Origin of the sequence: Adlercreutzia sp. ZJ176 (assembly GCF_011038975.1) — a bacterium.
GTDB lineage: Bacteria > Actinomycetota > Coriobacteriia > Coriobacteriales > Eggerthellaceae > CAAEEV01.
On record NZ_JAAKEC010000013.1, the window covers coordinates 57,609 to 79,829 of the forward strand.

The 22,221-nt window shown below is 57.5% G+C and carries 19 protein-coding genes; 14 read left to right on the plus strand and 5 right to left on the minus strand.

The features are described 5' to 3' along the window. Positions 1 to 148: 148 nt before the first annotated feature. The 3 genes from G7Y50_RS08240 to dnaN are packed head-to-tail and all read right to left on the minus strand — an operon-like array spanning position 149 to position 3,327. The gene (locus G7Y50_RS08240; RefSeq protein ID WP_165052719.1) at positions 149 to 730 is read right to left on the minus strand and encodes a hypothetical protein; all 582 of its coding nucleotides are present in this window, start codon (positions 728 to 730) and stop codon (positions 149 to 151) included. Continuing rightward, the gene (locus G7Y50_RS08245) at positions 727 to 2,184 is read right to left on the minus strand and encodes a DNA replication/repair protein RecF (protein ID WP_165052722.1); all 1,458 of its coding nucleotides are present in this window, start codon (positions 2,182 to 2,184) and stop codon (positions 727 to 729) included. Before G7Y50_RS08245 ends, G7Y50_RS08240 begins: the two co-directional genes overlap by 4 nt. Positions 2,185 to 2,226: 42 nt before the next feature. Further along, positions 2,227 to 3,327 carry a DNA polymerase III subunit beta gene (dnaN, locus tag G7Y50_RS08250; RefSeq protein ID WP_165052725.1) on the minus strand — a complete coding sequence of 367 codons (1,101 nt, stop codon included), beginning with the start codon at positions 3,325 to 3,327 and terminating at the stop codon, positions 2,227 to 2,229. A gap of 732 nt (positions 3,328 to 4,059) precedes the next feature. Between dnaN and G7Y50_RS08255 the strand changes: the two genes are divergently transcribed. From G7Y50_RS08255 to G7Y50_RS08305, 11 genes are all read left to right on the plus strand, one after another. Beyond that, on the plus strand, positions 4,060 to 5,238 hold the full coding sequence (locus G7Y50_RS08255) for an ATP-binding protein (RefSeq protein ID WP_241156445.1): 1,179 nt from the start codon (positions 4,060 to 4,062) through the stop codon (positions 5,236 to 5,238). A 28-nt stretch (positions 5,239 to 5,266) separates the two neighbouring features. Next, a complete protein-coding gene (dnaA, locus tag G7Y50_RS08260) occupies positions 5,267 to 6,883 on the plus strand; it encodes a chromosomal replication initiator protein DnaA (RefSeq protein WP_165052731.1) in 1,617 nt (538 codons plus the stop codon). Between the two features lie 500 nt (positions 6,884 to 7,383). Beyond that, a complete protein-coding gene (gene rpmH / locus G7Y50_RS08265; protein ID WP_123185473.1) occupies positions 7,384 to 7,518 on the plus strand; it encodes a 50S ribosomal protein L34 in 135 nt (44 codons plus the stop codon). A gap of 12 nt (positions 7,519 to 7,530) precedes the next feature. Next, the gene (gene rnpA, locus G7Y50_RS08270; protein WP_165052734.1) at positions 7,531 to 7,905 is read left to right on the plus strand and encodes a ribonuclease P protein component; all 375 of its coding nucleotides are present in this window, start codon (positions 7,531 to 7,533) and stop codon (positions 7,903 to 7,905) included. Between the two features lie 13 nt (positions 7,906 to 7,918). Beyond that, complete coding sequence (yidD, locus tag G7Y50_RS08275) at positions 7,919 to 8,140, plus strand: membrane protein insertion efficiency factor YidD (RefSeq protein ID WP_241156446.1); 222 nt, start codon at positions 7,919 to 7,921, stop codon at positions 8,138 to 8,140. Between the two features lie 40 nt (positions 8,141 to 8,180). Continuing rightward, positions 8,181 to 8,957 (plus strand): YidC/Oxa1 family membrane protein insertase, encoded by a 777-nt coding sequence (locus tag G7Y50_RS08280; RefSeq protein ID WP_165052737.1) that lies wholly within the window; start codon positions 8,181 to 8,183, stop codon positions 8,955 to 8,957. Between the two features lie 122 nt (positions 8,958 to 9,079). After that, a complete protein-coding gene (locus G7Y50_RS08285) occupies positions 9,080 to 9,739 on the plus strand; it encodes a R3H domain-containing nucleic acid-binding protein (RefSeq protein WP_241156447.1) in 660 nt (219 codons plus the stop codon). A 358-nt stretch (positions 9,740 to 10,097) separates the two neighbouring features. Beyond that, positions 10,098 to 10,766, plus strand: a complete 669-nt coding sequence (gene rsmG / locus G7Y50_RS08290) for a 16S rRNA (guanine(527)-N(7))-methyltransferase RsmG (protein ID WP_165052739.1) — start codon at positions 10,098 to 10,100, stop codon at positions 10,764 to 10,766. 204 nt (positions 10,767 to 10,970) lie between these two features. Then, entirely contained in the window at positions 10,971 to 11,372 is a 402-nt protein-coding gene (locus G7Y50_RS08295) for an endonuclease domain-containing protein (protein ID WP_165052742.1), read from the plus strand. Between the two features lie 291 nt (positions 11,373 to 11,663). Further along, complete coding sequence (locus G7Y50_RS08300; protein WP_370458013.1) at positions 11,664 to 12,524, plus strand: ParA family protein; 861 nt, start codon at positions 11,664 to 11,666, stop codon at positions 12,522 to 12,524. Then, positions 12,517 to 13,569, plus strand: coding sequence for a ParB/RepB/Spo0J family partition protein (locus tag G7Y50_RS08305; protein ID WP_241156448.1), 1,053 nt, complete (start codon positions 12,517 to 12,519; stop codon positions 13,567 to 13,569). Before G7Y50_RS08300 ends, G7Y50_RS08305 begins: the two co-directional genes overlap by 8 nt. 156 nt (positions 13,570 to 13,725) lie before the next feature. On the opposite strand, the gene rlmN is transcribed toward G7Y50_RS08305, so the two are convergent. Beyond that, on the minus strand, positions 13,726 to 14,781 hold the full coding sequence (gene rlmN, locus G7Y50_RS08310) for a 23S rRNA (adenine(2503)-C(2))-methyltransferase RlmN (protein ID WP_165052745.1): 1,056 nt from the start codon (positions 14,779 to 14,781) through the stop codon (positions 13,726 to 13,728). A 264-nt stretch (positions 14,782 to 15,045) separates the two neighbouring features. Between rlmN and G7Y50_RS08315 the strand changes: the two genes are divergently transcribed. After that, complete coding sequence (locus G7Y50_RS08315; protein WP_165052803.1) at positions 15,046 to 15,993, plus strand: D-alanine--D-alanine ligase; 948 nt, start codon at positions 15,046 to 15,048, stop codon at positions 15,991 to 15,993. A 254-nt stretch (positions 15,994 to 16,247) separates the two neighbouring features. On the opposite strand, the gene G7Y50_RS08320 is transcribed toward G7Y50_RS08315, so the two are convergent. Then, positions 16,248 to 16,886 (minus strand): hypothetical protein, encoded by a 639-nt coding sequence (locus G7Y50_RS08320; RefSeq protein ID WP_165052748.1) that lies wholly within the window; start codon positions 16,884 to 16,886, stop codon positions 16,248 to 16,250. 140 nt (positions 16,887 to 17,026) lie between these two features. Between G7Y50_RS08320 and G7Y50_RS08325 the strand changes: the two genes are divergently transcribed. Together G7Y50_RS08325 and G7Y50_RS08330 are read left to right on the plus strand one after the other, a co-directional pair. Further along, entirely contained in the window at positions 17,027 to 20,479 is a 3,453-nt protein-coding gene (locus tag G7Y50_RS08325; RefSeq protein WP_241159507.1) for a helicase C-terminal domain-containing protein, read from the plus strand. A 48-nt stretch (positions 20,480 to 20,527) separates the two neighbouring features. After that, positions 20,528 to 22,180, plus strand: coding sequence for a hypothetical protein (locus G7Y50_RS08330; RefSeq protein ID WP_165052751.1), 1,653 nt, complete (start codon positions 20,528 to 20,530; stop codon positions 22,178 to 22,180). Positions 22,181 to 22,221 lie beyond the last annotated feature (41 nt).

Consider the following 22,221-nt stretch of genomic DNA (forward strand, 5'->3'; position numbering starts at 1 on the left):
TGGGAGGGCGCTCTGCCGTGTAATTTTACCATATCGGAATCGAAGAAGAGCCCGTTGCGCGCTCAGGCGACGTGATTTCAGACGTTCTCAGGTGGTGTTTTCACTTTTTATGAGAATTATGGCGTTTTTCTGCGAATCGGCCGTCAGTTTACACGCCACGTGCCTTCGCGGCCTTCTCGCCCTTTTCTTGGCAGAGCGACGCCTCCATGGCATGCTCGAAGCGCGCGCGCAGGCGCGGGTCCTCGATGCCCGCGGAGGCGCGGCTGACGCGGGCGCGCTCGTGCTCCGTCAGCGGAAGGGGCGGCGCGGCTGACGCGGGCGCGTTGGCGCGCTCGTCCTGCTCGCGCGAGGCGTACGGGTGGCGGTTGCGCATGTTGAAGCGCGACGGGAAGGTCTTGAACACCTCTATCTCCTCGCCGTAACGCTCCTTGAGCAGCAGCATGATGAGGTGCTGGCGGCTGTGCACGTCGCTGCGGAAGCTGCCGTCGTCCATGTAGATCAGAAGCGAGCGCACCGTCTTGCCCGCCTCCGGTGCGCCGACCGGCTCCTTCTTGATGTACACCGCGTTCACGTGCTCGAGCACGTAGCGCGCGTTCTCCTTGTAGATGTGCTCGATGGCCGCCTTGAACATCGCCTGCACCTGCGCCGCGCGCCGCGCGATGCGTGCAGCCTGGTCGGTGGAGGAGAGCCCGCCCGTCACCGCGGACAGCTCGCTGCCGAGCTTCCTCATGATGTCACGCTCCTCTCCTGCGCCAGTGCTCCCGACGTGTGCGAAAATTCCACTACGTCAGCTTGCCGTGCAGGGAGGCCGAGTGTTTCACGTGAAACATTCGAAGGCTCTTGCGCGCGACCTTCACATGACGGTGAAAGAGGCATCTTTCCCATATCGGTTTGTCGCGCGGAGGCAGAAGCATCCTGCAAATCTTCACGCAACGAACCTATCTCCAGCGCGTCGGCTTGCCGCGCAGGGAGGCCGAATGTTTCACGTGAAACATTTCCCTTTGGCTGCTCTTCTTCCCCCTGCGCCCGCGCAACTCCCTTGCGCGACGGTGCAAGCGGCAGCTCCACTACGTCAGCCGTGGCGAGCATGCCTGCGTCGAAGTACGCGAGGTTGGCGGTGGTGACGAAAGTCTGCACGTCGCGCGAGATGTAGCCGACGAGCGCCTCGCGGCGGGCGCCGTCAAGCTCGCTCATCACGTCGTCGAGCAGCAGCACCGGCTTGACGCCGAGCACTTCCTCGATTGCCGCCGCCTCGGCGAGCTTGTACGCGAGCACCACCGTGCGCTGCTGGCCCTGGCTGCCGAAGTGGGTGGCGTTGCTACCGTCGATCATGAAGGTGATAGCATCAGCATGCGGGCCCACAAGCGCGCGACGGCGCCGCAGCTCCTCGTCGCGGCGGACAGCAAGCGCGCGCTCAAGACACGCGCGCGCCTCATCACGCGTGAGATGGTGGGACGCCAGCTCTTTCACCGCGCAGGCGGGCACGCCCGAGCCGTCCCCCCATTCATCCCATGACGGCACGTAGCACGCGTCAAAGCGCTCCCGCTCGCCGGCGATCTGCTCGTAGCGCGCCCTCATGTGCGGGATCAATCGCTCGAAGAGCGCCGCGCGGTAGCAGGTCAGCTGCGCGCCGCAGGTCACGAGCATCTCGTTGATGCTGTCGATGAGCGTCGGCGACGTCTCTTCCTTCAACAGGCGGTTCTTATGGCGGATCACCTTCTCGTAGTCCTTCTGGATCAGGTAGTAGTTCGCGTTGATCTGCGAACCCAGCGCATCAAGCGCGGCGCGGCGCACGCTCATCGACCCTTTGACGAGCCCCAGGTCATCAGGTGTGAACGTCACCGAGGGCACGAGCCCCTTGAGGTCGGCCGGGCGCTTCGCCTTGCCGTTGAGCCGGTAGCGCTTCGCATGCCCCTCAGCCGCAAGCTCCACGTCAAGCAGGCGGTTCCCGTCAGTCAGCGAGGCGCTGAGGTGCGCTGCGGCTTCCCCGTGCCGCACGAGCTGGTCAATGGTGGCATGGCGAAACGACGAGAGCGCAGTGAGCAGCTGCACGCCTTCGACGATGTTGGTCTTCCCCACCGCGTTCGGGCCGACGAGCACGGTGAGCATGCCCAGTTTGCCGAGACGCAGCTCCTCGTATGACCTGAAGTTTCGAAACGTTATGTCCGTTATGCGCAGCGTCACCGCGCGCCTCCCGCGATGCGGGCGCGTGAGCTCGGCATGTGCCTAGGAGATGCGCACGGGCATGACCAGGTACAGGTAGTTCTCCGGCGGCAGCGCGCGGAAGATGCCCGGCTTGACCGCCGACTGGGCCTCGAGGTACACCTCGTCGCCCATCACGGCGGCAAGCCCCTCGAGCACGTAGGAGTAGTTGAAGGCGATCTCCACGTCCTCTCCCTCGATCTCGCACGGAAGCGTCTCCTGCGCGGAGCCCACGTCCTGCGAAGCCGCGGAGATCTGGGTGGTCTGCGAGGCGCCGTTGAGGTCGAAGCGCACCGGCGAGGTGGATGACCCGAGCAGCGACGCGCGCTTGACGCCCGCGACGAGGCGGTCCACCTCGAGCGTGGCGCGAGTGGCGTAGGTGTCAGGGAGGAGCTGCTTGTAGTTGGGGAAGTTGCCCTCGATGCGGCGGTTGATGAACACCGTGTCCTCGCAGGTCACGACGATCTGGTTGTCAGCGAGCGCGATGGAGACCGGCGAGGAGGTCTTCGGCAGCGAAGCGATCTCGGAGAGGAAGCTGCCGGCGATCACCGCTTGGAACTCGTCGGCCGTGGCGTCGGACAGCGCAGCTTCCGTGACGGCGAGGCGATACGAGTCGGTGGCCACCATGCGCAGCTGGCCGGCCTCGAGCGTGATCAGCACGCCCGTGAGGATGGCGCGGCTCTCATCCTTCGACACCACGCGCGACACGCGCTTGACCATGGAGGAGAACTGCGCGAAGGGAATCTCGATGCGCTGGTGCGTGTCGACGGAGGGGAATCCCGGGAAATCCTCATGGTTGAGCACCTTGATGGAGAACGACGAGGTGTCGCAAGTGATGTACGCCTGGTCGTCGCGCGCCTCCACATGCACGGCGGCGTCGGCGAGGTTCTTCACGATCTCGGAGAAGAGCTTGCCCGGAACGACCGTCTTGCCTTCCTCCTCCACGAGCGCCGCGACGGAATATTGGATGGAGAGCTCGAGGTCAGTCGCCTGCATCACGAGTTTGTCATCGCGGGCGTCGAGCAAGATGCCTGAGAGGACCGGCAGGGTCGAGCGCGTCGAGACGCCCTTCAACACGATGGATATGGCGTTCTGAAGCTCTGATTTGTTTATGCTGAATTTCATGCGACAAACCTCTCGGTAAGAACCCGCCGGCGGGGATGAGCGGCGCAGGACGGATGACAGGTGAATGCGTTCTCGGGATATTATAGCGTCACCAAGGCGGCTGCTCGGGCGTCTTTCAGCCGCGCGGCGCTGAAAGACGCCTCTGCTTTCCACAATTCTTTCCCTCCCCCTTGTGGAAAATGTGGATAACTCGCCTCAAACACCTTCAAACCGGCAGAGCCAAGGGAAAAACCCCTCATCAGCAGAGACTTGAGCCTAAAGGACACGGTTGATTACTTTTTCGACCATCAACGGCACTTTACGTTAAAAGTAGCCTTTGACCAGGTGTTTTACATTATTCTTTACAAAAGCGAACATACGGACGCCTTAACGCCGCTGCTTTTTCACCGACAATCCCGAACATGACGAAAAAGGGCGAGTTCGAGCAGGAGAAACTTAAACAGCTAAAAAGTCAAGGGAAATCTCAACACTTTTTAACAACGGGAGCTGATTTTCAGCGTTTCTGTTTTCATGTCTTTCAGTGTTTTCCACTTTCTCTGAATTAAATGTTGATAACTCTGAAAACCCCTTGTCGAATAGCTTTCAGTATTCACATTTTGTTGAAAAATGTTGAAAACTTCTTTTTGGGCCTGATAAAACCGCAGGTGAGTAGATTTCAGCCCCTGAAAAAAGCTACAATGTCGGTGAATAACCCTGAACTTTCCTGAAAACGTACTTAAAATGGAGCAAGCCGTGGATCAGATTCCGCTGAAGAACGACGCACCCGAGATGCCCGACGAGCCGGCAGGCGCGCCCTACGACTACGCTTACGTGTCAGCCACCGCGCGCATCGCGCTTTACGATGACCTGCGCAGCGCGCCGCGCGTCACCGAGATCCCGCCCGCCGAGACGGGCGCCTACATCGAAAACCTCGCGTCGAAGGTGTATGAGCAGGCGCGCGCGGCAGGGGGCGCCATCCCCTACACGGTGATTCGCGAAGTGTCGGAGAACTTCATCCACGCGCGCTTCAAGGAGATCATCGTGTCCATCCTCGATCGGGGAAGCACCATCCGCTTCGCCGACCAGGGGCCGGGCATCAACCACAAGGACAAGGCGCAGCTGCCGGGCTTCTCCTCAGCCGTCGAGCCCATGAAGAAGTACATTCGCGGCGTGGGCTCGGGGCTGCCCATCGTCAAGGAGTACCTCGAGTTCTCACACGGCACCATCAGCATTGAGGACAACATGGGCGCGGGATCCGTCGTGACCATCAGCATGGACCCCGCCGCGGTAGCGGGCTCGCCCGAGGCCGTGATGGGGCAGGCACCGACGGGAGCCGCCCAGGCAGTGGGACTGACGGGCACCAGCAGCGCGGCGCAGGCCACGACGTCAGGGCAGACCCCAATGGTCGCGCAGCCCGCGTACCAGCCGCAAGGCGCAGGGATGCCGGGAGCGGGACCGCGCGTCACGGGCATGCCGAACGCGGGCGGGAGCGTTCCGTTCGCGGGCGGCGCGACCGCGGGGATGCCCTACCCGTACGCCGACGCCGCCTACGCAGGCGCGCCGTCGGGCGCCATGGCGGCCGCTCCTGCGGCGCAGTACGCCCAGCCGTTCGGGGCGATGCCGCAAGCCGTTGGCATGCCGGGAGCGTATCAGCAGGTCAATCCCGCCTTCGCCTCCCAGATGGCAGCACATGAGGCAACCCGCATCCAGATGGCCCTCGCTCCCCTCTCGCCGCGCGAGCGCGACTTCCTCCCCTTCTTCCTCTACGAGGGCCCGCTCGGCGTGACCGAGATCGCGCAGCTCACCGACACGCCCGTGTCGAGCACGCACGTCGCGCTGCGCAAGCTCGAGGAAGCCGGGCTCGTCGAGCGGATCGCGGCGAAGAAGCGCACCCTCACGCCGCTCGGCCGCGACGTCGCGCAGGCGCTCTAGTCGAACTCACAAACAAGGGGTAGAGAACATGGACAGCAGCAAGATCAAAGAAAACTGGAGCGAGGCCTGCGCGCGCGTCAAGGGGTACGAAGGCATCGACCCGTCCCAGATCAACGCCTTCTTCTCGCGTCTCGAGCCGCAGGCCATGAGCGAGGGCTTCCTCATGCTCACCGCCGACAACGACTTCATCAAGACCTGGATCGAGCGGCACTACGTCGAGGTCATCAAGCGCGCGCTCTCCGAGATGTACCAGGTCCCCTTCACGGTGGTCATCGAGGTGGACACCACCGCAACAGCCCAGCCCGCGGCACAGGAGCCGGCCCCGGCTGCCACAGCTCAGGCACCGGTGCAAACCCATTCCACCGCAACGCCTGCGCTTGCGCCGGGCCAACCCGCCGTGAGCGCTGGCGCGCCGACAACCGCGCACCCCCTGCCCGGCGCGCCAGCGCTCACGGCGCTCACACCGGCCGTCACCCCAACCTCCTCCGCCTCGGCGCGCGCGGCAGCCACGCTGGCACCCTACCCAGACCACTACATCGACCAACGCGCGGCGCAGCAGAAGGCCGCCGCCCGGCGCGGCGGCTGCGAAGGGCCCACGTCCACACTCACCTTCGAGAACTTCGTCATCGGCGACTCGAACCGCATGGCCTACTCGATGGCTGTCGGCGTCGCCGAGATGCCGGGCAAGACGCCGCTGAATCCCCTGTTCATCTACGGAAAGAGCGGGCTGGGCAAGACGCACCTCATGCGCGCCATCCAGAACTACATCTGCGAGACGCAGCCCTATCTGCGCACCGTCTACGTCGACTCGGCCGAGCTTCTGTCCGACTACATGGAGGCCAGCGCCGCGCACGACAAGGAGAAGTCGAGCTACAAGAACTTCAAGACACACTACGAGGAGGCCGACGTACTCCTCATCGACGACATCCAGTACCTGCAGGGCAAGAAGCAGACGCTCGACATCGTCTTCCAGATATTCAACAAGCTCACCACACAAGGGCGTCAGATCGTGCTCTCCGCCGACCGCGCGCCTAAGAACATCGACATCGACGAGCGCTACCACTCGCGTTTCAACCAGGGCGGCACCATCGACATCCAGCCGCCCGAGATCGAGACGAAGCTCGGCATCGTCAAGAGCTTTATCAAAGAATACGCCGACAACGAGGGGCTCGACCACTTCACCATCCCCGAGGACATCCAGATGTACATCGCGGAGAACTCAAGCTCGAACATCCGCGAGCTCAAGAGCGCCGTGACCAAGGTCATCTACCAGATCACCTTCTTCAACCAGCCCGACCTCACCATCGAGGGTGTGCGCACGCTGCTCGAGAACCACTTCTCGGGCGGTACGTCGAAGAACCTCACCGTGGAGGACATCCAGCGAGAGGTCGAGGGCTTCTTCAAGGTCAAGCACAGCGACCTCATCGGACCCAAACGGGCGCGCAACATCGTGTATCCGCGCCAGATCGCCATCTACCTGTGCCGCCAGCTGCTCGACCTGCCCTTCAACGACATCGGGAAGAAGTTCAACCGCGACCACTCGACCGCCATGCACTCGGTCACCACCGTCGAGGAGCTGATGCGCGGCAGCCGGGAGGTGCAGGAGGAGATCGAGACGCTCAAGCAGATCATCCGCGAGCTCTAAGGTGCCCCTCCCCCCTTCCCTTTCCCCCTTGGCGTGGGCCAAAGGGCGCACCACCGGCGGACGAAGCGAAGTGGATCGGAGCGGGAAAGCTGACTGAAAAGCGCCCCTTTAATCCACTGCGTCGGCGCAAAAGCGGGAGTTCTCATGCGCGCGGTTGATATCGGGTACAGGCGGTCAACCGCGGCCCTTGGGAATTTACCTCGCCCGAGCAGGCTCTTCGCTCGTTTTCAACTTTTCCACCGCCCTTATTGTTACAACTGCTTTTATATATCTTATAGACCTAAGAGAAGAAGGGGTGGTGGCGTTTCAGGCAGAGGGCCTTCCTGCGCGGAAACTGCTGTGCCAGAGGAAAGGCGCTGAGATGATGCCCCGCGTTTCGCGTTTCCCGCGGTAGCTTCTTCGTGGCAGATTTGGTAGAATTGCTCGCACTGTATCGTTGACATGCTGCTTCGATGTTATATACTCTCAAAGTTACTCTTTGAACACGAAAGGGGCCAGAAATGAAACGCACCTATCAACCGAACAACCGCAAGCGCGCCAAGTGCCACGGTTTCCGTGCTCGCATGTCCACCAAGGGCGGCCGCGCCGTTCTCGCTGCTCGCCGCGCCAAAGGACGCAAGCGTCTCTGCGTCTAGCGGGAGCTCTCGTTGGATACCATAAAGTCCAGCGCAGAAATTTCCGACCTCTTCGCCTCCGGGCGGCGTGTGAAGGGCTCGTACCTCACGCTCATCGTCAGGAGCCGTGTTGTCGGAGATACAACCGAGGGGGTTAAGCAACACGGCCGCAATGGTCGTGTTGCTTTTATTGCCGGCAAAAAGCTCGGAAACGCCGTCTGGAGGAACGCGGCCAAGCGTCGCATGCGCGCGATATGCCGCGACTTGGGCGGTCCGTGGGCTGGATACGATGTAATATTTCTCGCGAAGTCCTCCCTCACGGTGGCTTCTTATAGTAAAGTGCTAAAGGCATGCGACAAGATGCTCGGGAACTCCCCTCTTGGGGATGGGATCGCGTCCGATGGATAAGGTGCGGGCTGCAGTGAAGCGGTTTCCAGCCATGGTCGCCGTCTGGCTGATCATGTTCTACCGCGCCGCCGTCTCTCCGCTGTTCCCCTCCTGCTGTCGTTTTGTTCCGACATGCTCTGAGTACGGACTTATTGCCTTCAGGCGCTACGGCTTCAGGAAGGGCTTCATCTTGACGGCCAAGCGCTTGATTAAATGTCATCCTGGCGGGCCTCACGGCTACGACCCCGTGCCTTGACGCACGGCGCCGCGCCGCCGGGATACAGAAGGGAAAGAATATGTGGGAAGTCTTTAAGAACTGGATCTTCGACGTCATCCAGTTCTTCTACAGCTTCTGCGGTGACTGGGGACTCGCCATCATCATCGTCACCGTCATCTTCCGCGCCATCATGGCGCCGATCATGCACAAGCAGGCGAAGTCGAGCTACCAGATGCAGAAGATCCAGCCGAAGATCGCCAGCATCCAGGAGCGCTTCGCAGACGACCAAGTTCGTCAGAGCCAGGAGATGCAGAAGCTCTACGCGGAGGCCAAGTTCAACCCGCTCGCCGGCTGCATCCCCATGCTCCTTCAGATGCCCATCTTCATCGCGCTGTTCCAGGTGCTGCGTGAGATGGGCATGCGCACGGAAGTACACGACTACTCGTTCTACGCGCTGGTCCCTAACCTGATTACGACGCCTGAACAGGCATTCTTCATGGGATTTGGAACATTTGTTCCTTATCTGATCCTCATGGTGATCTTCGCCGGCGCCACCTTCCTGCCGATGGTTCTCCAGCAGCTCAGGAACCAGAACGCGCAGCAGAAGAACCAGATGATCATCATGTCGGTCGTCATGTCGCTGTTTATGCTCTGGATTTCCTGGAGCTCACCGGCCGGCGTGCTCCTCTTCTGGGGTGTCTCGTCCCTCATTGGCGTCGCCCAGAATCAATTCTCCATGCACCTCTGCCGCAAGAACGATGAGCGCGTCGCAGCTGAGGAGCCCATTGAGGTCAAGCCCGTCGAGGTTACGGTGACGCGTAAGGCGAAGAAGCCGCGTCCGAAGAAGAAGCGCTAGGTCCATCCGTTCTTTGATAGCAAGGGAGTGTTTCACGTGAAACACTCCCTTTGTTTTGCTGATTCGAAATGTTTCACGTGAAACATTTCGAATGCCGTTCTACTGGAAAAAGGAGAAGGAAGATGACGGAAGAGATTCTTGAAGAAGGCGGCGTTGCCGACGCTGCACCAGACGCGCTTGTTGCTGTCGAAAGTGATGGTATGCAGGAAGCTGCGACGTGCGATGCCGTCGCAAGCGACGAAGTAGGCGCTGAGAGTGATTCCGTGAATGAATCTGCGGTGACGACGCCAGCGGCAGCTGATGAGCAGGAGATCACTGACGAGATGCTTGACAACATCGCGGACACGGCGATCGCTGCGCTCCAGGACATCTTGAAGTACTTCAACGTCGGTGACATCACCATCGATGAGTATGAAGGTGACGAAGGGGAACTCATCCTCGACATCACGGGAGATGATCTCGCTGTTCTGATCGGCCGCCACGGCAAGACGCTTGATGCGCTGCAGTTTCTCGTCTCTGCGATCACGGTGCGCACCATTGGCTTCCGCTACCCGGTGGTGATTGACGTTGAAGGCTATAAGAGCCGCCAGCGTCAGAAGCTCGAGTCCATCGCGCGTTCTTCCGCGAATCGCGCCGTGGCGCAGCACCACGAAGTCAAGCTGCGCCCCATGACGCCGTATGAGCGGCGCATCGTTCACATCACGCTTCGCGACGATGATCGCGTTGCCACCGCTTCGGAAGGCGAGGGCGGCGCTCGTCGCGTGGTGATCACGCCGCGCTAGGCTTCCGATCTTCTTTGCGATAAGTTGGCGAATTGAGGCGCGTCTCGAATGGGCGCGCCTTTTCCTTTTTGGGTCGTGATTCTACACGGCGCGCGAAGCGCGGCGGACAAGCGCAGCGCACAAGAAGCTTCTCGCTATGTAGGCGGCTTTGATTTCATGGGCATCTAATCCGATTCGTTGCACGAGGTGTGGGAGGTGAAGATCCATTAGCCGTGCGACAAGAGATAGTCTCACCGTTTGAGTCGGTGATTGGGAATGTTTCACGTGAAACATCTGAATGGAGCACTTGAAAGATGCGTCTGCGGAAGCAGCTGCGATAGAATGTTTCACGTGAAACATTCTCTTTAAGGAAAGCCCTATGAACAACAAGACCGACCTTCTCGAAAATTACCTTCAATTGGTTCTTGAAGCGAATAATCGCGTGAACCTCACTCGAATAGATTCTATCGAGCAAGCTCATATTCTTCATCTTGAGGATTCTCTTGTTGCGTTACCTGAGATAGAGGCGGCCCCTGAAGGCTTGTATGGTGACTTAGGAACTGGAGGAGGATTCCCTGGCGTTCCTCTCGCAATAGTCACGGGTCGTGAAACTCTTCTCGTTGATTCCGTCAAAAAGAAGATGGCAATCGTTGAGTCGATTCTAGATCAGATGGAGCTCTCTCCTCAGATAAAGACCTATGCGGGGAGGATTGAGGAGTTGTCTCTTGAGAGAAAAGGGGGTTTCTCAGTTCTCACCGCGCGGGCTCTCACTCAGCTCCCCTCCCTTATTGAGCTTGCTGCTCCGCTTTTGAAAAAAGGAGGGCAACTTATCTGCTACAAGGCCAATATTTCAGAGGAGGAAATGAAGGGTGCCTTGGATATTGAAGAGCTCGTGGGGATGAGGCGTACGTCCCAACGCAGGCTTACCTTAAGCGATGATATCACCCATCGCGAGATAATCGTATTTACAAAGATTGGCAAACCTAAGCTGAAGCTTCCGCGTCGAATAGGTCTAGCTCAACATTCACCTCTGAAACCTCGAGGATAATGTTTCACGTGAAACATTCGACATTCGCGTCAGATTGATGAGAATTTTATATTCCAAACATAAGACACCTCGAGGGTAATCCTTATAAAAAAGAGTCTCGAAGTAATCAAAATTCCTGCTCCTCCTATGTCAAGTTCTCCCCATCTATTCGCTAGATGGTTCTTCTATCATATAAGCAAGGCACTGGTGAGGGGAGGTTTTTAGATGGTATATACGCGCAGGCAAATTCTTGCTCAGCGAGCAGGAAACATGAGAAGAAATATGACTCCCTGCGAGAGAAAGCTCTGGCTGGAATTTCTCAGAGAGTATGAGATACCTTTTGTTGCTCAAAAGGTCATAGGGAACTACATTGTTGACTTCTATAGTCGCCGCGTTAGACTTGCTATAGAGATTGATGGTGGGCAGCACTTCGATCTTCGCCAAATGAGGTATGACGAAGTGAGGAGCATCTATCTTGAAACACTTGAGATAAAAGTGCTTAGATTCACGAACAATGACGTCAAGGAAAACTTTGATGGAGTTTGCGAAGTGATTCATGCTGAAGTTACCAAAAGGCGTCATGATTTGTGCTGTGCTCCACTTGATCGTCTTGTTTGCAAGCTGTGATTGTTTCACGTGAAACAATCACAGCTTTTCACCTGTTGTCTTGCGTTTGTTTTTCCGTTTGAAGAGGAATGTTTCACGTGAAACATTCCTCGTGTTCTCTTGTTTGATATACTCTCTAGCTAGCTTTGAAAGGAGGCACCAGTGGGATTTCTGGATAGCTTTAAACGCGACAGAAACGACAAGCAGAACGCCCTGGTGAACAACGTTGAGGATTCCCCGAAGGATAAAAACCTTGAGGATCCGGCCCCTGAGTCGGCTTCTTCGATCTATCTTGACATAGAGGATGTCGAGGTGGTGGTGAGAGACCTTGCTCCCTCAGTTGAAGATCAGGCTGAGAAGCGGATTCTAAAAACATACGAGGAAAAAGATCCAGTAAAGCGCGTGGTAGGGCAGACGAAGATCATCGCCATAATCAACCAAAAGGGCGGTGTAGGGAAATCAACTACGGCAATTAATCTCGCAGCTGCGCTCGGCGAGATGGGCCGCCAAGTTCTTCTCGTTGATCTGGATCCTCAGGGAAATTCCTCGAGTGGCCTTGGGATAGAGAAATCAACAGTAGAACACTGCATCTATGACGTCCTCCTCTCTGATGTACCCATTGAGAAGGTTATAATTCCTGACGTTTGCGAGGGATTAGATGTCGCACCTGCGACGATCAACCTTGCTGGTGCCGAAGTAGAGCTCGTCTCCGAGATGGCTCGCGAGAACAGGCTTAAAGACGCTGTAGGAACCATGCGCGGCCGATATGACTATATTTTCATAGATTGTCCGCCGTCTCTGGGACTTCTTACCGTGAATGCGCTCGTAGCTGCTGACAAGCTTCTCATTCCTATTCAGTGTGAGTTCTACGCACTGGAAGGCGTGACAAAACTTCTTGAGTCAATGAAGCGTGTCAAAACAAGGCTCAACCCCACTCTCGACATCTATGGTGTTCTTCTTACCATGTATGACAACAGGACGACGCTTTCAAAGCAGGTTGTTGACGAGGTGAGAGGGTATTTTGGAAAGATCGTGTTCACCACTCTCATTCCTCGTACCGTCAAGCTATCCGAGGCACCGAGTTTTGGTCAGCCCATCACGCAATACGATCCTCGCGGAAAGGGGTCTATTGCCTACACTGAGCTTGCGAAAGAAGTGATCAACCGTGGCTAAAAATACAAAAGGCGGCCTTGGCCGCGGATTAAATTCCCTGTTGGGAGGTACTTTCGAGACTTCAATGCCCGCGACCCCCTCTCCTTCCCGAGAGAGAGTTGTGGTAGGGGAAGAGAATATCCCTTCCTACAGCTCCTTCGTTGAGCCTAAGCTAAAACCCTCTTCTGTGCCTGCTGATCTGCCGCGCCCCGCTGTTCAACGTGAGCAAGAGAAATCGGCTGAGGAACCCCTTACTTTGAGGAAAGTGCTGGCGAAAAAACTTGACGAGGTTCCCATTGAGAGCGTCGTCCCTAACCCTGATCAACCGCGAACCAACTTCAAAAAGGAAGAGATCGAGGAGCTTGCAAACTCCATTGAAAAAGACGGCCTTCTACAGCCTATTCTCGTGAGAACGATCAGAGAAGGAAAGTACCAGATCATTGCAGGAGAAAGACGCTGGCAGGCTTGTAAGTCCATTGGATTGAAGACTGTCCCGGTTCGCATTAAGGACGTTGATGAGGACCGGGCCCTTGAGTTGGCTCTTGTTGAGAACGTCCAGCGCTCTGATCTTAACCCCATTGAGGAAGCTTATGGGTATAAGCGCCTGATGGAACGCAAGAACATGACCCAAGCTGACATTGCTCAAGCGATGTCGAAGGGACGATCGACTGTCGCAAACGCCTTGCGCTTGCTCGACCTGCCGGAGGGCGCCCAGCAGCTTCTCTTCGAAGACAAGATCACGGCCGGGCACGCGCGTGCCATCTTGTCTATTCCTTCCCAAGAGGGGCGTCAGACGCTCACTAACAAACTCATGGAAATGAAAATGAGCGTTCGCGAAGCTGAGAATTTAGCTCGTCTGCTTTCCGGAAAGCCCTCGGAAGGCTCGACAACAGCAAGGCAGCCTCTTCCTAAGGCATATAAGTCGGTTGCGAAGGCGCTCCGAGAGGTTCTCAACACCAACGTGAGAGTGAAATCTGTCAAAGGAAAGAACAAGATAGAGATTGAGTTCAAGGATGAAGAGGAGCTTGAGAGGCTCTTTGAGGAGCTGATAGCCTCAGTTTCCTGATCCTGCATCAAAGGGAAGAGTAAAGCTGCCCTGAATGTTTCACGTGAAACATTCAGGGCAGCTCTGTTTAAGGGACGTGTTTCACGTGAAACACTTGGAGAGGCCGTTGGTTGGAGTCTTTTAGGGAAATGTTTCACGTGAAACATTTCCCTACCATCACACCTCACTCATCTTGTTCTTCAATTGGCCGCATGCGCCGGATATATCTGCACCCCTTGATTTCCTGAAAGTAGCTTCGATGTGACGTTTCTCAAACTCCTTAAGCCATATCTCGCTGACATGCTTCTTTGAAGGTTTGAATTGAGAATTTTCCACGCTGTTCACGGGAAGGAGGTTCACATGGCAGAGAATGCCTTCGCAGAATTTTAAGAGTTCTTTCAAATCTTCGGGGCCGTCGTTGACATCCCGGATGAGAAGGTATTCGAACGTCACGCGGCGGTTCGTCTTTCTGATGTAGCTCTCCAACACCTGCTTAAGTTGGTCAAGCGGCTGGTTCGCTACTTTTGGCATCAATTTGTCGCGTTTTGTTTGAATAGCGGAGTGGAGGGAGACGGCTAGCGTGAACTGCTCAGGTTCTTTCGCAAACCGCTCGATACCTTCAATGATTCCGCACGTAGACACCGTTATATGTCGTGCCCCTATGCTTAATCCTTCTTTCTCGTTTATCATCCTGAGCGCTTTAAGGGTCTCCTCGTAATTGAGAAATGGTTCTCCTTGTCCCATTGCCACGGCGTTGGTCACTCGTTGGGAAAAATCTTCCTCTACCGCTAAGATCTGATCGACTATCTCGCTTGCGGTGAGGTTGCGCTTGAATCCTTCTTTTCCGGTTGCGCAAAAGGCACATCCCATGGGACAACCGACTTGAGTGGAGAAGCATACGGTGAGGCGCTGCCTTGATGCGTCGCCGCTTTCAGAGGGAAGCCCTACGGTTTCTGCACGCTGCCCGTCAGAGAATTCGATGATGTACTTTCGCGTGCCGTCCGTTGAGATTCGTTTATCTGCTATTCGAGAGCTTGCAAGAGGGCATTCTTCGGCAAGCTGAGCGCGCAGGGCGAGGGGGAGATTGGTCATCTCATCATAAGAAGAGGCATGTTTCACGTGAAACCATTCATAGATTTGCTTTGCTCGGAACTTTGGTTGCCCGAGGTCCTTCACAAGGTATTCAAGTTGATCAAGTCGGTAAGTTTTGATTTCATTCAAAGGTCTCGTCATGTTGGTTGTTCACCTTCGCTCGAGTGATGTCATGGAAAGCGCTTTCGAGTCAGTCGATGAGAATCGCGAACTCAAGTGAAAGAGCTTATGCTGAGATATGCAGCTAGGAGTAGTTTAGATGATATGACGTTTCAAAAGTCGCTCAGGAATTGTTTTCATAGAAGGGAGAATGCGGATATAGGTGGAGAATGCTCTGCTCAGGGGCTTATCAACATTTGGTATACTTTCGGGCGATGTCTTTAGTCGATGGGAAAGAAGATGCTGATGTTTGAGTCTTTCGAACCAACTCAATGCCGCGTGGCGCTTCTCTCGGGAGGAACGAGTGGCGAGCGTGAAATTTCGCTCGCTTCTGGAGAAGGTGCCCTCAGTGCTCTTACTGAGGCAGGATTTCAGGTGACGTCGCTTGATCCTGCGGTCAAGAGTGATTTGAAGGCTCTCATTGACGGTGACTTCGACGCGGCATTCCTGTGCTTGCATGGTCGAAAAGGAGAGGATGGAGCGATCCAGGGATTCCTTGAGATGATCGACTTGCCCTACATTGGGTCTGATGTGTGGTCGAGCGCGCTCGCCATCGACAAGGCGAAAGCTAAGATGTTCTACAAGGCGGCGGGTATTCCTACGCCGCAGTCGATGGTTCTCAAAAAGGGTGAATCATTTAATGTTGAGAAGATCGTTGAAATGGTGGGGGATCACTGCGTCATCAAGCCTGCGACTGAGGGAAGTTCTCTCGGCGTTTTTATCGTCGAAGGTCGCCAGGAGATAGAGTCTGCTTTGGGAGAAGTGTTTGCGTATGACATGCAGGCTCTCGTTGAGACTTACGTCAAGGGAACAGAGCTCACAGTGGCTGTTATCGGCAATGAAAACCCGCGCGCATTGCCTATTATTGAGATAGTTCCCAAGAGCGATTCGTATGATTTCGAATCAAAATATGCTCCCGGCGGGTCAGAGCATATCTGTCCTGCCCGTCTCTCTGATACGGTTACCGCTGAGATTCAGGATTTGGCGGAGAGGGCCCATAGGGCGCTTGAGTGCTCGGGTGTGTCGCGATCTGACTTCATTCTTGACGAAGAGGGTGTAAGTTGGATATTGGAGACGAACACCATTCCAGGTATGACGGGAACATCGCTTCTTCCCGACGCTGCGCGCGCTGCGGGTATATCCTTCCCTGAGCTCTGCACGTTTCTTATCCAATGTGCGCTGGAGGACGCCTGAGGCTGCATTTGATGGCTTTATGAGTGAAAGGGAGGGGGTTGAAATGTTTCACGTGAAACATTTCAACCCCCTCCTTAGGCTTGCGGATGTAGTGAGAGTTTCGGTGAGGGTTCGGAGATGAGACAGAAAGAACAGCCACGCCCTCTTTTTTTTGAAGCCTCTTCAGTTGGCTGGCTTTTAAAGTGGTGGAGGGGGGCGGAATGTTTCACGTGAAACATTCCGCCCCTCGCTCTTCCAACTCTACGTGGATATGTTTAAAACACGCCGCAGGACTTCAGCCCGAGCAGAACAAGAACAACCAGCGCAATGAGAAACGCCCAACTTGCTGCGTAGCACCCTTTGTTCCCCTTGCGTCCTTGCTCGATAATCCTCTCGCTGACGGACAGCCGGCTCTTCATGATGGCGTTGCCTTTGGAAAGCTTGGGTAGAGGCATGTTCTGATCAGGCAGCCACATGCCCGCACTTGATAAAACCTTCTTCACTTCGTTGTCTTTGAGGTCGATGTTCGGGCGCGTTCCTTCTCCCATCTTCTTTCGCACCCCATCGACGAATTTTGAAAACGCTTTGTCGTTTGAGGGGTTGTAGCAGATGACGGCCATCTCGCCCCAGTAGCGCCCAGGATCGGGCGCGTCAGAGTAGGCGACGAACGAGAGAATCGCTGTCAACTTCATCCCGCGCGCCTTCCAGATGCTTAGCTCGCGCGAGAACTTGGCGTCAAAGAAGCCGACGCGCTTGCCAAATCGATTGACGAGCCATGCTTTGTGGGAGCTGCTGTCCATCTCGATGTCGATCTGGTAAAGATCGCCGATGAGGTTGTCAGCGCCAATGAGCGCCGCGCCATCGTTCTTTGAAACAGTGTTGAATGTTTGATATGTACCGAAATACTGATCCATGACCTACCCATTCCAGAGGTTGATACAATGTCTAGATATGTTTTTGCTGCCTCACATAATAAAATAATATGTTCAGCGCGTTTGCTCCGCTTCGTGAAAAGCAGTGAGATCGGTGCGTGCGCGCGAGTGGCGGAACGCGAGTGGCGGAACAAGAGTATGAGCCAGGAAGTTGTAACATGCCTAAGAAAACACTAACCGACGCGCTTGATGGCGGAAACACTTCGTCTCTTGTTTCTTTAAGGGATCCTATCGCGCCGACTTCGTCTGAGTGTTCCACGGATTCCTCTGATGCTCACATGAAGGCATGCTCGGCGGGCTCAGATGGTTTGCTTGAGCCGTTGCCTGTCACGTCTGCTGGAATCTCTCCTGATTCGTTTGGCGGTGAGGTTTCTGGAACTTCCGAAACGTCGCCTGACGCCGTCTCTGCTCTGCTCAGGCAGTTCGTCACAGAAGGAACGCCTGATGAAGTGTTCGCGCGCTATGCTTCGCTTCCGCAGCGCGCCGCCCAATCTGACTTCGGGGAGTTTGACCGCAATGTCGTGGTGCTCGATACGGAGACCACGGGTTTCTCCCTAAACCATGACGAGCTCACCCAGATTGCCGCCGCGCGTTTGGAGAAAGGCGAGGTAGTTGACTGGTTCATCACATTTGTTAACCCTGGTAAACCTATTCCGGATGATGTAGCCCATCTGACTGACATTCATGACGAGGACGTAGCTGATGCGCCGCTGCCCGCCGACGCTCTCACCCAGCTTGTCAAGTTCGTCGGCGACGCCAAGATAGTGGCGCATAACGCGGAATTCGATCGAAACTTCACCACGAAGCACCCTGCGGGCTATCCGCTTCTCGAGAACACCTGGCTTGACTCTTTGGACCTCGCGCGCATCGCTCTTCCGCGCATGAAGTCACATCGCCTCATTGACCTAGTGCGTGCCTTCGGGGCGCCGCTCTCGACGCACCGCGCTGACGACGACGTGGCTGCCACCTGCGCGCTCTTCCGCATCCTGCTCGCCGCTGTCGATGCCATGCCCACATCGCTCGTCGGCGAGATCGCGAGGATGGCCACGCCTGCTGAGTGGTCGACTTCGGTGGTGTTCGCTCATTTCGCACGAGAGAACGCGCGCCGAGCAGCGCAGAAGGCGAATGAAATGGGCCCCGCGCCCGCGGTCTCAGGTACTGTAGGTGCAGATGATGCGGCGGCTTTAACGGCATCCGGGATCGCTGACGCAACGGCAGTCTCTAACATCGCCGCGAGGTCGACAGTCGCCGTACTCGGAACCGCAACGGCATCAGCTGTAACCTCATCTGCTGCTTCATCTACCGCCTCAACATCCCTCTCTGACGCCCCCGACTTCGCGTATGAGCCGTTCTCGTTGCGCACGATGCGCCGCGATCGCGTGCGCAGCATTGAGCAGCGCGCGAAACGCGACGCCAAGGACATTGCGGAAGATCCCCTGTCGAGCCTGGCATTCCCCTCGGCGCGTGAGATTGACCAGGCGTTCAGCGAATCAGGGCTCGTCGGGTCACTCTATGAGGTGTATGAGCCGCGCGGCGAGCAGGTGGCGATGGCGCGCGCCGTCCGCGCCGTGTTTGCCACATCCGACAACCTCATGGTGGAGGCTGGCACGGGCGTGGGCAAGTCGATGGCCTACTTGGTGCCCGCTGCGCTGACAGCCGTCGCCAACAACATAACGGTCGGCGTGGCTACGAAGACGAATACCCTGCTTGACCAGCTTATCTACCATGAGCTGCCTGCGCTGGCCCAAGCGCTTGAAACGCAGGGGAAGCACCTCACGTTCACCGCCCTCAAAGGGTTCTCACATTATCCTTGTTTGAGGAAGATAAACCGCATTGTGGCTGAGGGGCCTAAGATGCGCGAGGTGACGAACGGTGTGTACTCGCAGGCGCCCGCGCTTGCCGCGCTGCTCTCCTACATCGAGCAGACGGAATATGACGACATGGACGGCTTGAAGATTGACTACCGCCTCCTGCCGCGCCGCTCCATCACCACCACGAGCCATGACTGCCTGCGTCGCAAGTGTCCCTTCTACGGGACGTCGTGCTTCGTGCACGGCTCACGCCGCCGTGCCGAGTCGGCGCATGTGGTAGTGACCAACCACAGCCTGCTGTTCTGTGACCTCGCCGCCGACGGCGGGCTTCTGCCTCCCATTCGCTTCTGGGTGGTCGACGAGGCCCACGGCGCCGAGAACGAAGCGCGCCGCGCGTTCTCGCTGGAGCTCTCCGTTGATGACCTGAACAACCTGGCGCAACGCGTCTCGGCAGGCGAGACTTCGCGAAATGTGTTCGTTCGTGCCGAGCGTAACGTGGTCGCACCCGACTCTGAAGGCTCGGGGACGCTCTTCTACGCGTTGACCAACAAGGCGAAGGAAGCGGGACGCCTGTTCGCCGAGGCTGAGGGGGAGTTTGCCGCGCACGTGCGTGACCTGCTCTACTTCGACCCGCCGAAGCGAAACAAGGGATACGAGTACGTCGACCTGTGGATCAACGACGAGATTCGCCGCTCCTCGGCCTTCCAGGCGCTCGCAGGTTTCGGGCAGGTTATGTCCGAGCGCGCGGAGAGGCTCATAACCGCATGTCAGGAGCTTGTCGGTTACCTTGAGGACGTTGAGGGTGCGGCTGTGGTGCAACGTGAGATCGCTTCGGTCGCCATGGAGCTCAAGGATGTGCTGCGCGCCGCCGAGACCATCCTGTTCGCAGGTTCCGAAAGTTACGTGTATGCCGCGCATCTTTGCCATAAGGCGGGCCGTGGCGGCGAGAACCTCGAAGCGCTGCTCTACAACGTGGGCGCGCGCCTGGGTGAGACGCTGTACTCCAACACCTACTCAGTTGTCTATGCATCTGCGACGTTGACCGTGGATGAGTCGTTCGCGTCATTTGAGGCAGCTCTAGGACTCAACGCCGACGAATTGTCGCACTGTACCATGCTTAAACTTGACTCAAGCTATGACTTCGACAGCCATATGACCGTGTATGTGGTGAAGGACATGCCGGAGCCGAACGAGCCCCGCTACCTGCCTGAGCTGCAGAGGCTGCTCATCGGCGCGCACATTGCGCAGCGCGGCTCGATGCTCACGCTCTTCACGAACCGTCGCGAAATGGAGAAGTGCTTCGACGAAGTCCAACCTGTTCTCAAGAGCGAGGATTTGCGTTTGGTATGTCAGAAGTGGGGAGTGTCGGTGAAAGGCCTGCGCGACGACTTCCTTGCGGATGAGCACCTGTCGCTCTTCGCGCTGAAGAGCTTCTGGGAGGGGTTTGACGCGCCCGGCGCCACGTTGAAGGGCGTCATCATCCCCAAGCTTCCCTTCGCAAAGCCCACCGATCCTCTGTCGTGCGAACGCGCGGCGCGTGACGCGCAGGCGTGGCGGCGCTACGTGCTGCCCGCGGCGGTGCTCGAGACGAAGCAGGCGGCAGGTCGCCTGATTCGCAAGGCGGATGACGAAGGAGTGCTGATCTTAGCTGACAAGCGCCTGGTGACGAAAGGATATGGAAAGGCGTTTCTGAAGTCGCTTCCCAGCAAGAACATCCACGTGTGCACGATTGACGAAGTGATCTCCGCGCTGGGGCGTGCGTGAAACAGAAAATGTTTCACGTGAAACATTTTCCGGCGAGATAGGCTCATCGTGAGAAGCAGAGCGGACAAGATAGCGGGCGCGGCGCACATCAAGCACCATACGAAGGGGACGTCGAACGAGATCTCCCTCAGCGTGCTCGATGCGGCGAAGGCGGCGAAAGAGGCTGACGCGCGCAGCGCAGAGCCGAAGGCGCGCCTGTCGAGGCTCGGCAGCATACCGCTGTTTACGCTCGGGCGCGCGAAGAAGCCGGTTGCGACGCCGACCAAGGAGCGCGGGCTGCCGCTTTCGACAGGTGAGTTTGTCTCAGCTGAGGATGGGCAGGTGAAGGGGTCCTCGACTCCTCAGACGGTTCCCGGGATCGCCGTCGAGAGGTCGACGGCTGTTGGCAGCGGCGCGGCGTCGAGTGACGGGGGTGTTTCAGCTGTTGCCGCCGGTGGTTCGCTTACGGGTGCCGCGGGCGCTTCTTCCGCAGGAGGGGCGGGCGCGGGCGCGGGCATCGCGAGTGTGGGCGCGGCGAGCGCGGCTGTCTCTGCTGGCGGCGGGACAGTTGGTTCTTCTGGCGTGCTTCCCAGTGCGGTATCGGCTGGCATGGGCGGCCGTGGAACAGGGGGCCTTGTGCCAAGCGCTTCGTCAAGTTTGTCTCAGCATGGTTCGGCCTCTTCGCGACGGTCTGCTGCAACAGCTCCCGCATGGGAGACTCCGCAGGAAGAGGTTGCGCGGCGCAAGGCCAAGCGCAAACGCAGCCGCCGTCTGGCTCTCGCGGGCATCTCTCTCGCCGTGGTGCTGGTCATGGTGGCGGGCGCGGCTACGCTCTACGCGGGCCTTCAGATGCAGCAGGACAAGAAGGCTCAGCTCGTCACCTACATTCAGCAAATAGAGGAAACTGACAGCATAATCCTGCCTTTCGACGATTTAGTGGTTCAGGCTTCGTCAAAGCCGCTTGAGCAGCTGGCGGAGGAGGGGTTCTTGAACGCCGTGACTCAGTCGGACGCCGGCGCTGCCCAGGCGTTGAGCGCGTTGCAGCTTGAGGAAGCGGAGCGCACGCTTGCCGAGGTCAAGCGGTCAGTCGAATCCTTGCAGGAAGGCGTTGTCGACAACGACGTCAAAGAGACGGCAAATCAGGCCCTCATCAGCATCAATGCGCGGCTGAACATGATTCAGTCGGGCAGCGCGGCCCTCAAGGAGACGCTTCGGGCCCTCACGCCGTTCGACCATGCCCAAAGGGGATGGGATCTGATCCTCCAAGGAGACGCTGCCGCGCGCGCCGCGGCGGCGCTGGTGGAGGAGATCAACGCTGACAACGTGAACGCGTCCATGGAGAAGTCGAACGAGGCCATCGAGTTGTTCACGCAGGCCCGCGAGCAGCTCGTAGAAGCGCAGGCGGGCTATGAGGTGGAGTTGGAGCCATTCCTTTATTATGTTGACTTGAGAATAGAATCGCAGCGCCTCGCCCTCTCGTCTGACCAGGCCTACCTTGATCGCGACAAGGAGATGCTCGCCGAGGCGAACGAGGCTTACAACAAAGCCGACGCCGAGGCGGTAGCTCTCATCAAGGAGCAGAAGGGCAATCCCCAGACGCTCGTGAGCGAGCGCTTTGAGCAGAACACGCAGGCTGACTTCGACTCCTATGCGGCTGATCGCGCGCGCGCCGCGGCCGCCGACGCGTTTCTGCGTGATTATTTGGGGAGCATGGGCAAATAGCGTATACTACCTAATGATTATGCCCTAATCATGTGCCGATC

Bases quoted from the DNA above. Each gene is read 5' to 3' on its own strand.
- dnaN (WP_165052725.1), bottom strand. From the start codon at position 3,327: ATGAAATTCAGCATAAACAAATCAGAGCTTCAGAACGCCATATCCATC.
- rpmH (WP_123185473.1), top strand. From the start codon at position 7,384: ATGAAACGCACCTATCAACCGAACAACCGCAAGCGCGCCAAGTGCCAC.
- G7Y50_RS08320 (WP_165052748.1), bottom strand. From the start codon at position 16,886: ATGGATCAGTATTTCGGTACATATCAAACATTCAACACTGTTTCAAAG.
- G7Y50_RS08285 (WP_241156447.1), top strand. From the start codon at position 9,080: ATGACGGAAGAGATTCTTGAAGAAGGCGGCGTTGCCGACGCTGCACCA.
- G7Y50_RS08280 (WP_165052737.1), top strand. From the start codon at position 8,181: ATGTGGGAAGTCTTTAAGAACTGGATCTTCGACGTCATCCAGTTCTTC.
- rlmN (WP_165052745.1), bottom strand. From the start codon at position 14,781: ATGACGAGACCTTTGAATGAAATCAAAACTTACCGACTTGATCAACTT.
- G7Y50_RS08315 (WP_165052803.1), top strand. From the start codon at position 15,046: ATGTTTGAGTCTTTCGAACCAACTCAATGCCGCGTGGCGCTTCTCTCG.
- rsmG (WP_165052739.1), top strand. From the start codon at position 10,098: ATGAACAACAAGACCGACCTTCTCGAAAATTACCTTCAATTGGTTCTT.
- G7Y50_RS08295 (WP_165052742.1), top strand. From the start codon at position 10,971: ATGGTATATACGCGCAGGCAAATTCTTGCTCAGCGAGCAGGAAACATG.
- dnaA (WP_165052731.1), top strand. From the start codon at position 5,267: ATGGACAGCAGCAAGATCAAAGAAAACTGGAGCGAGGCCTGCGCGCGC.
- G7Y50_RS08240 (WP_165052719.1), bottom strand. From the start codon at position 730: ATGAGGAAGCTCGGCAGCGAGCTGTCCGCGGTGACGGGCGGGCTCTCC.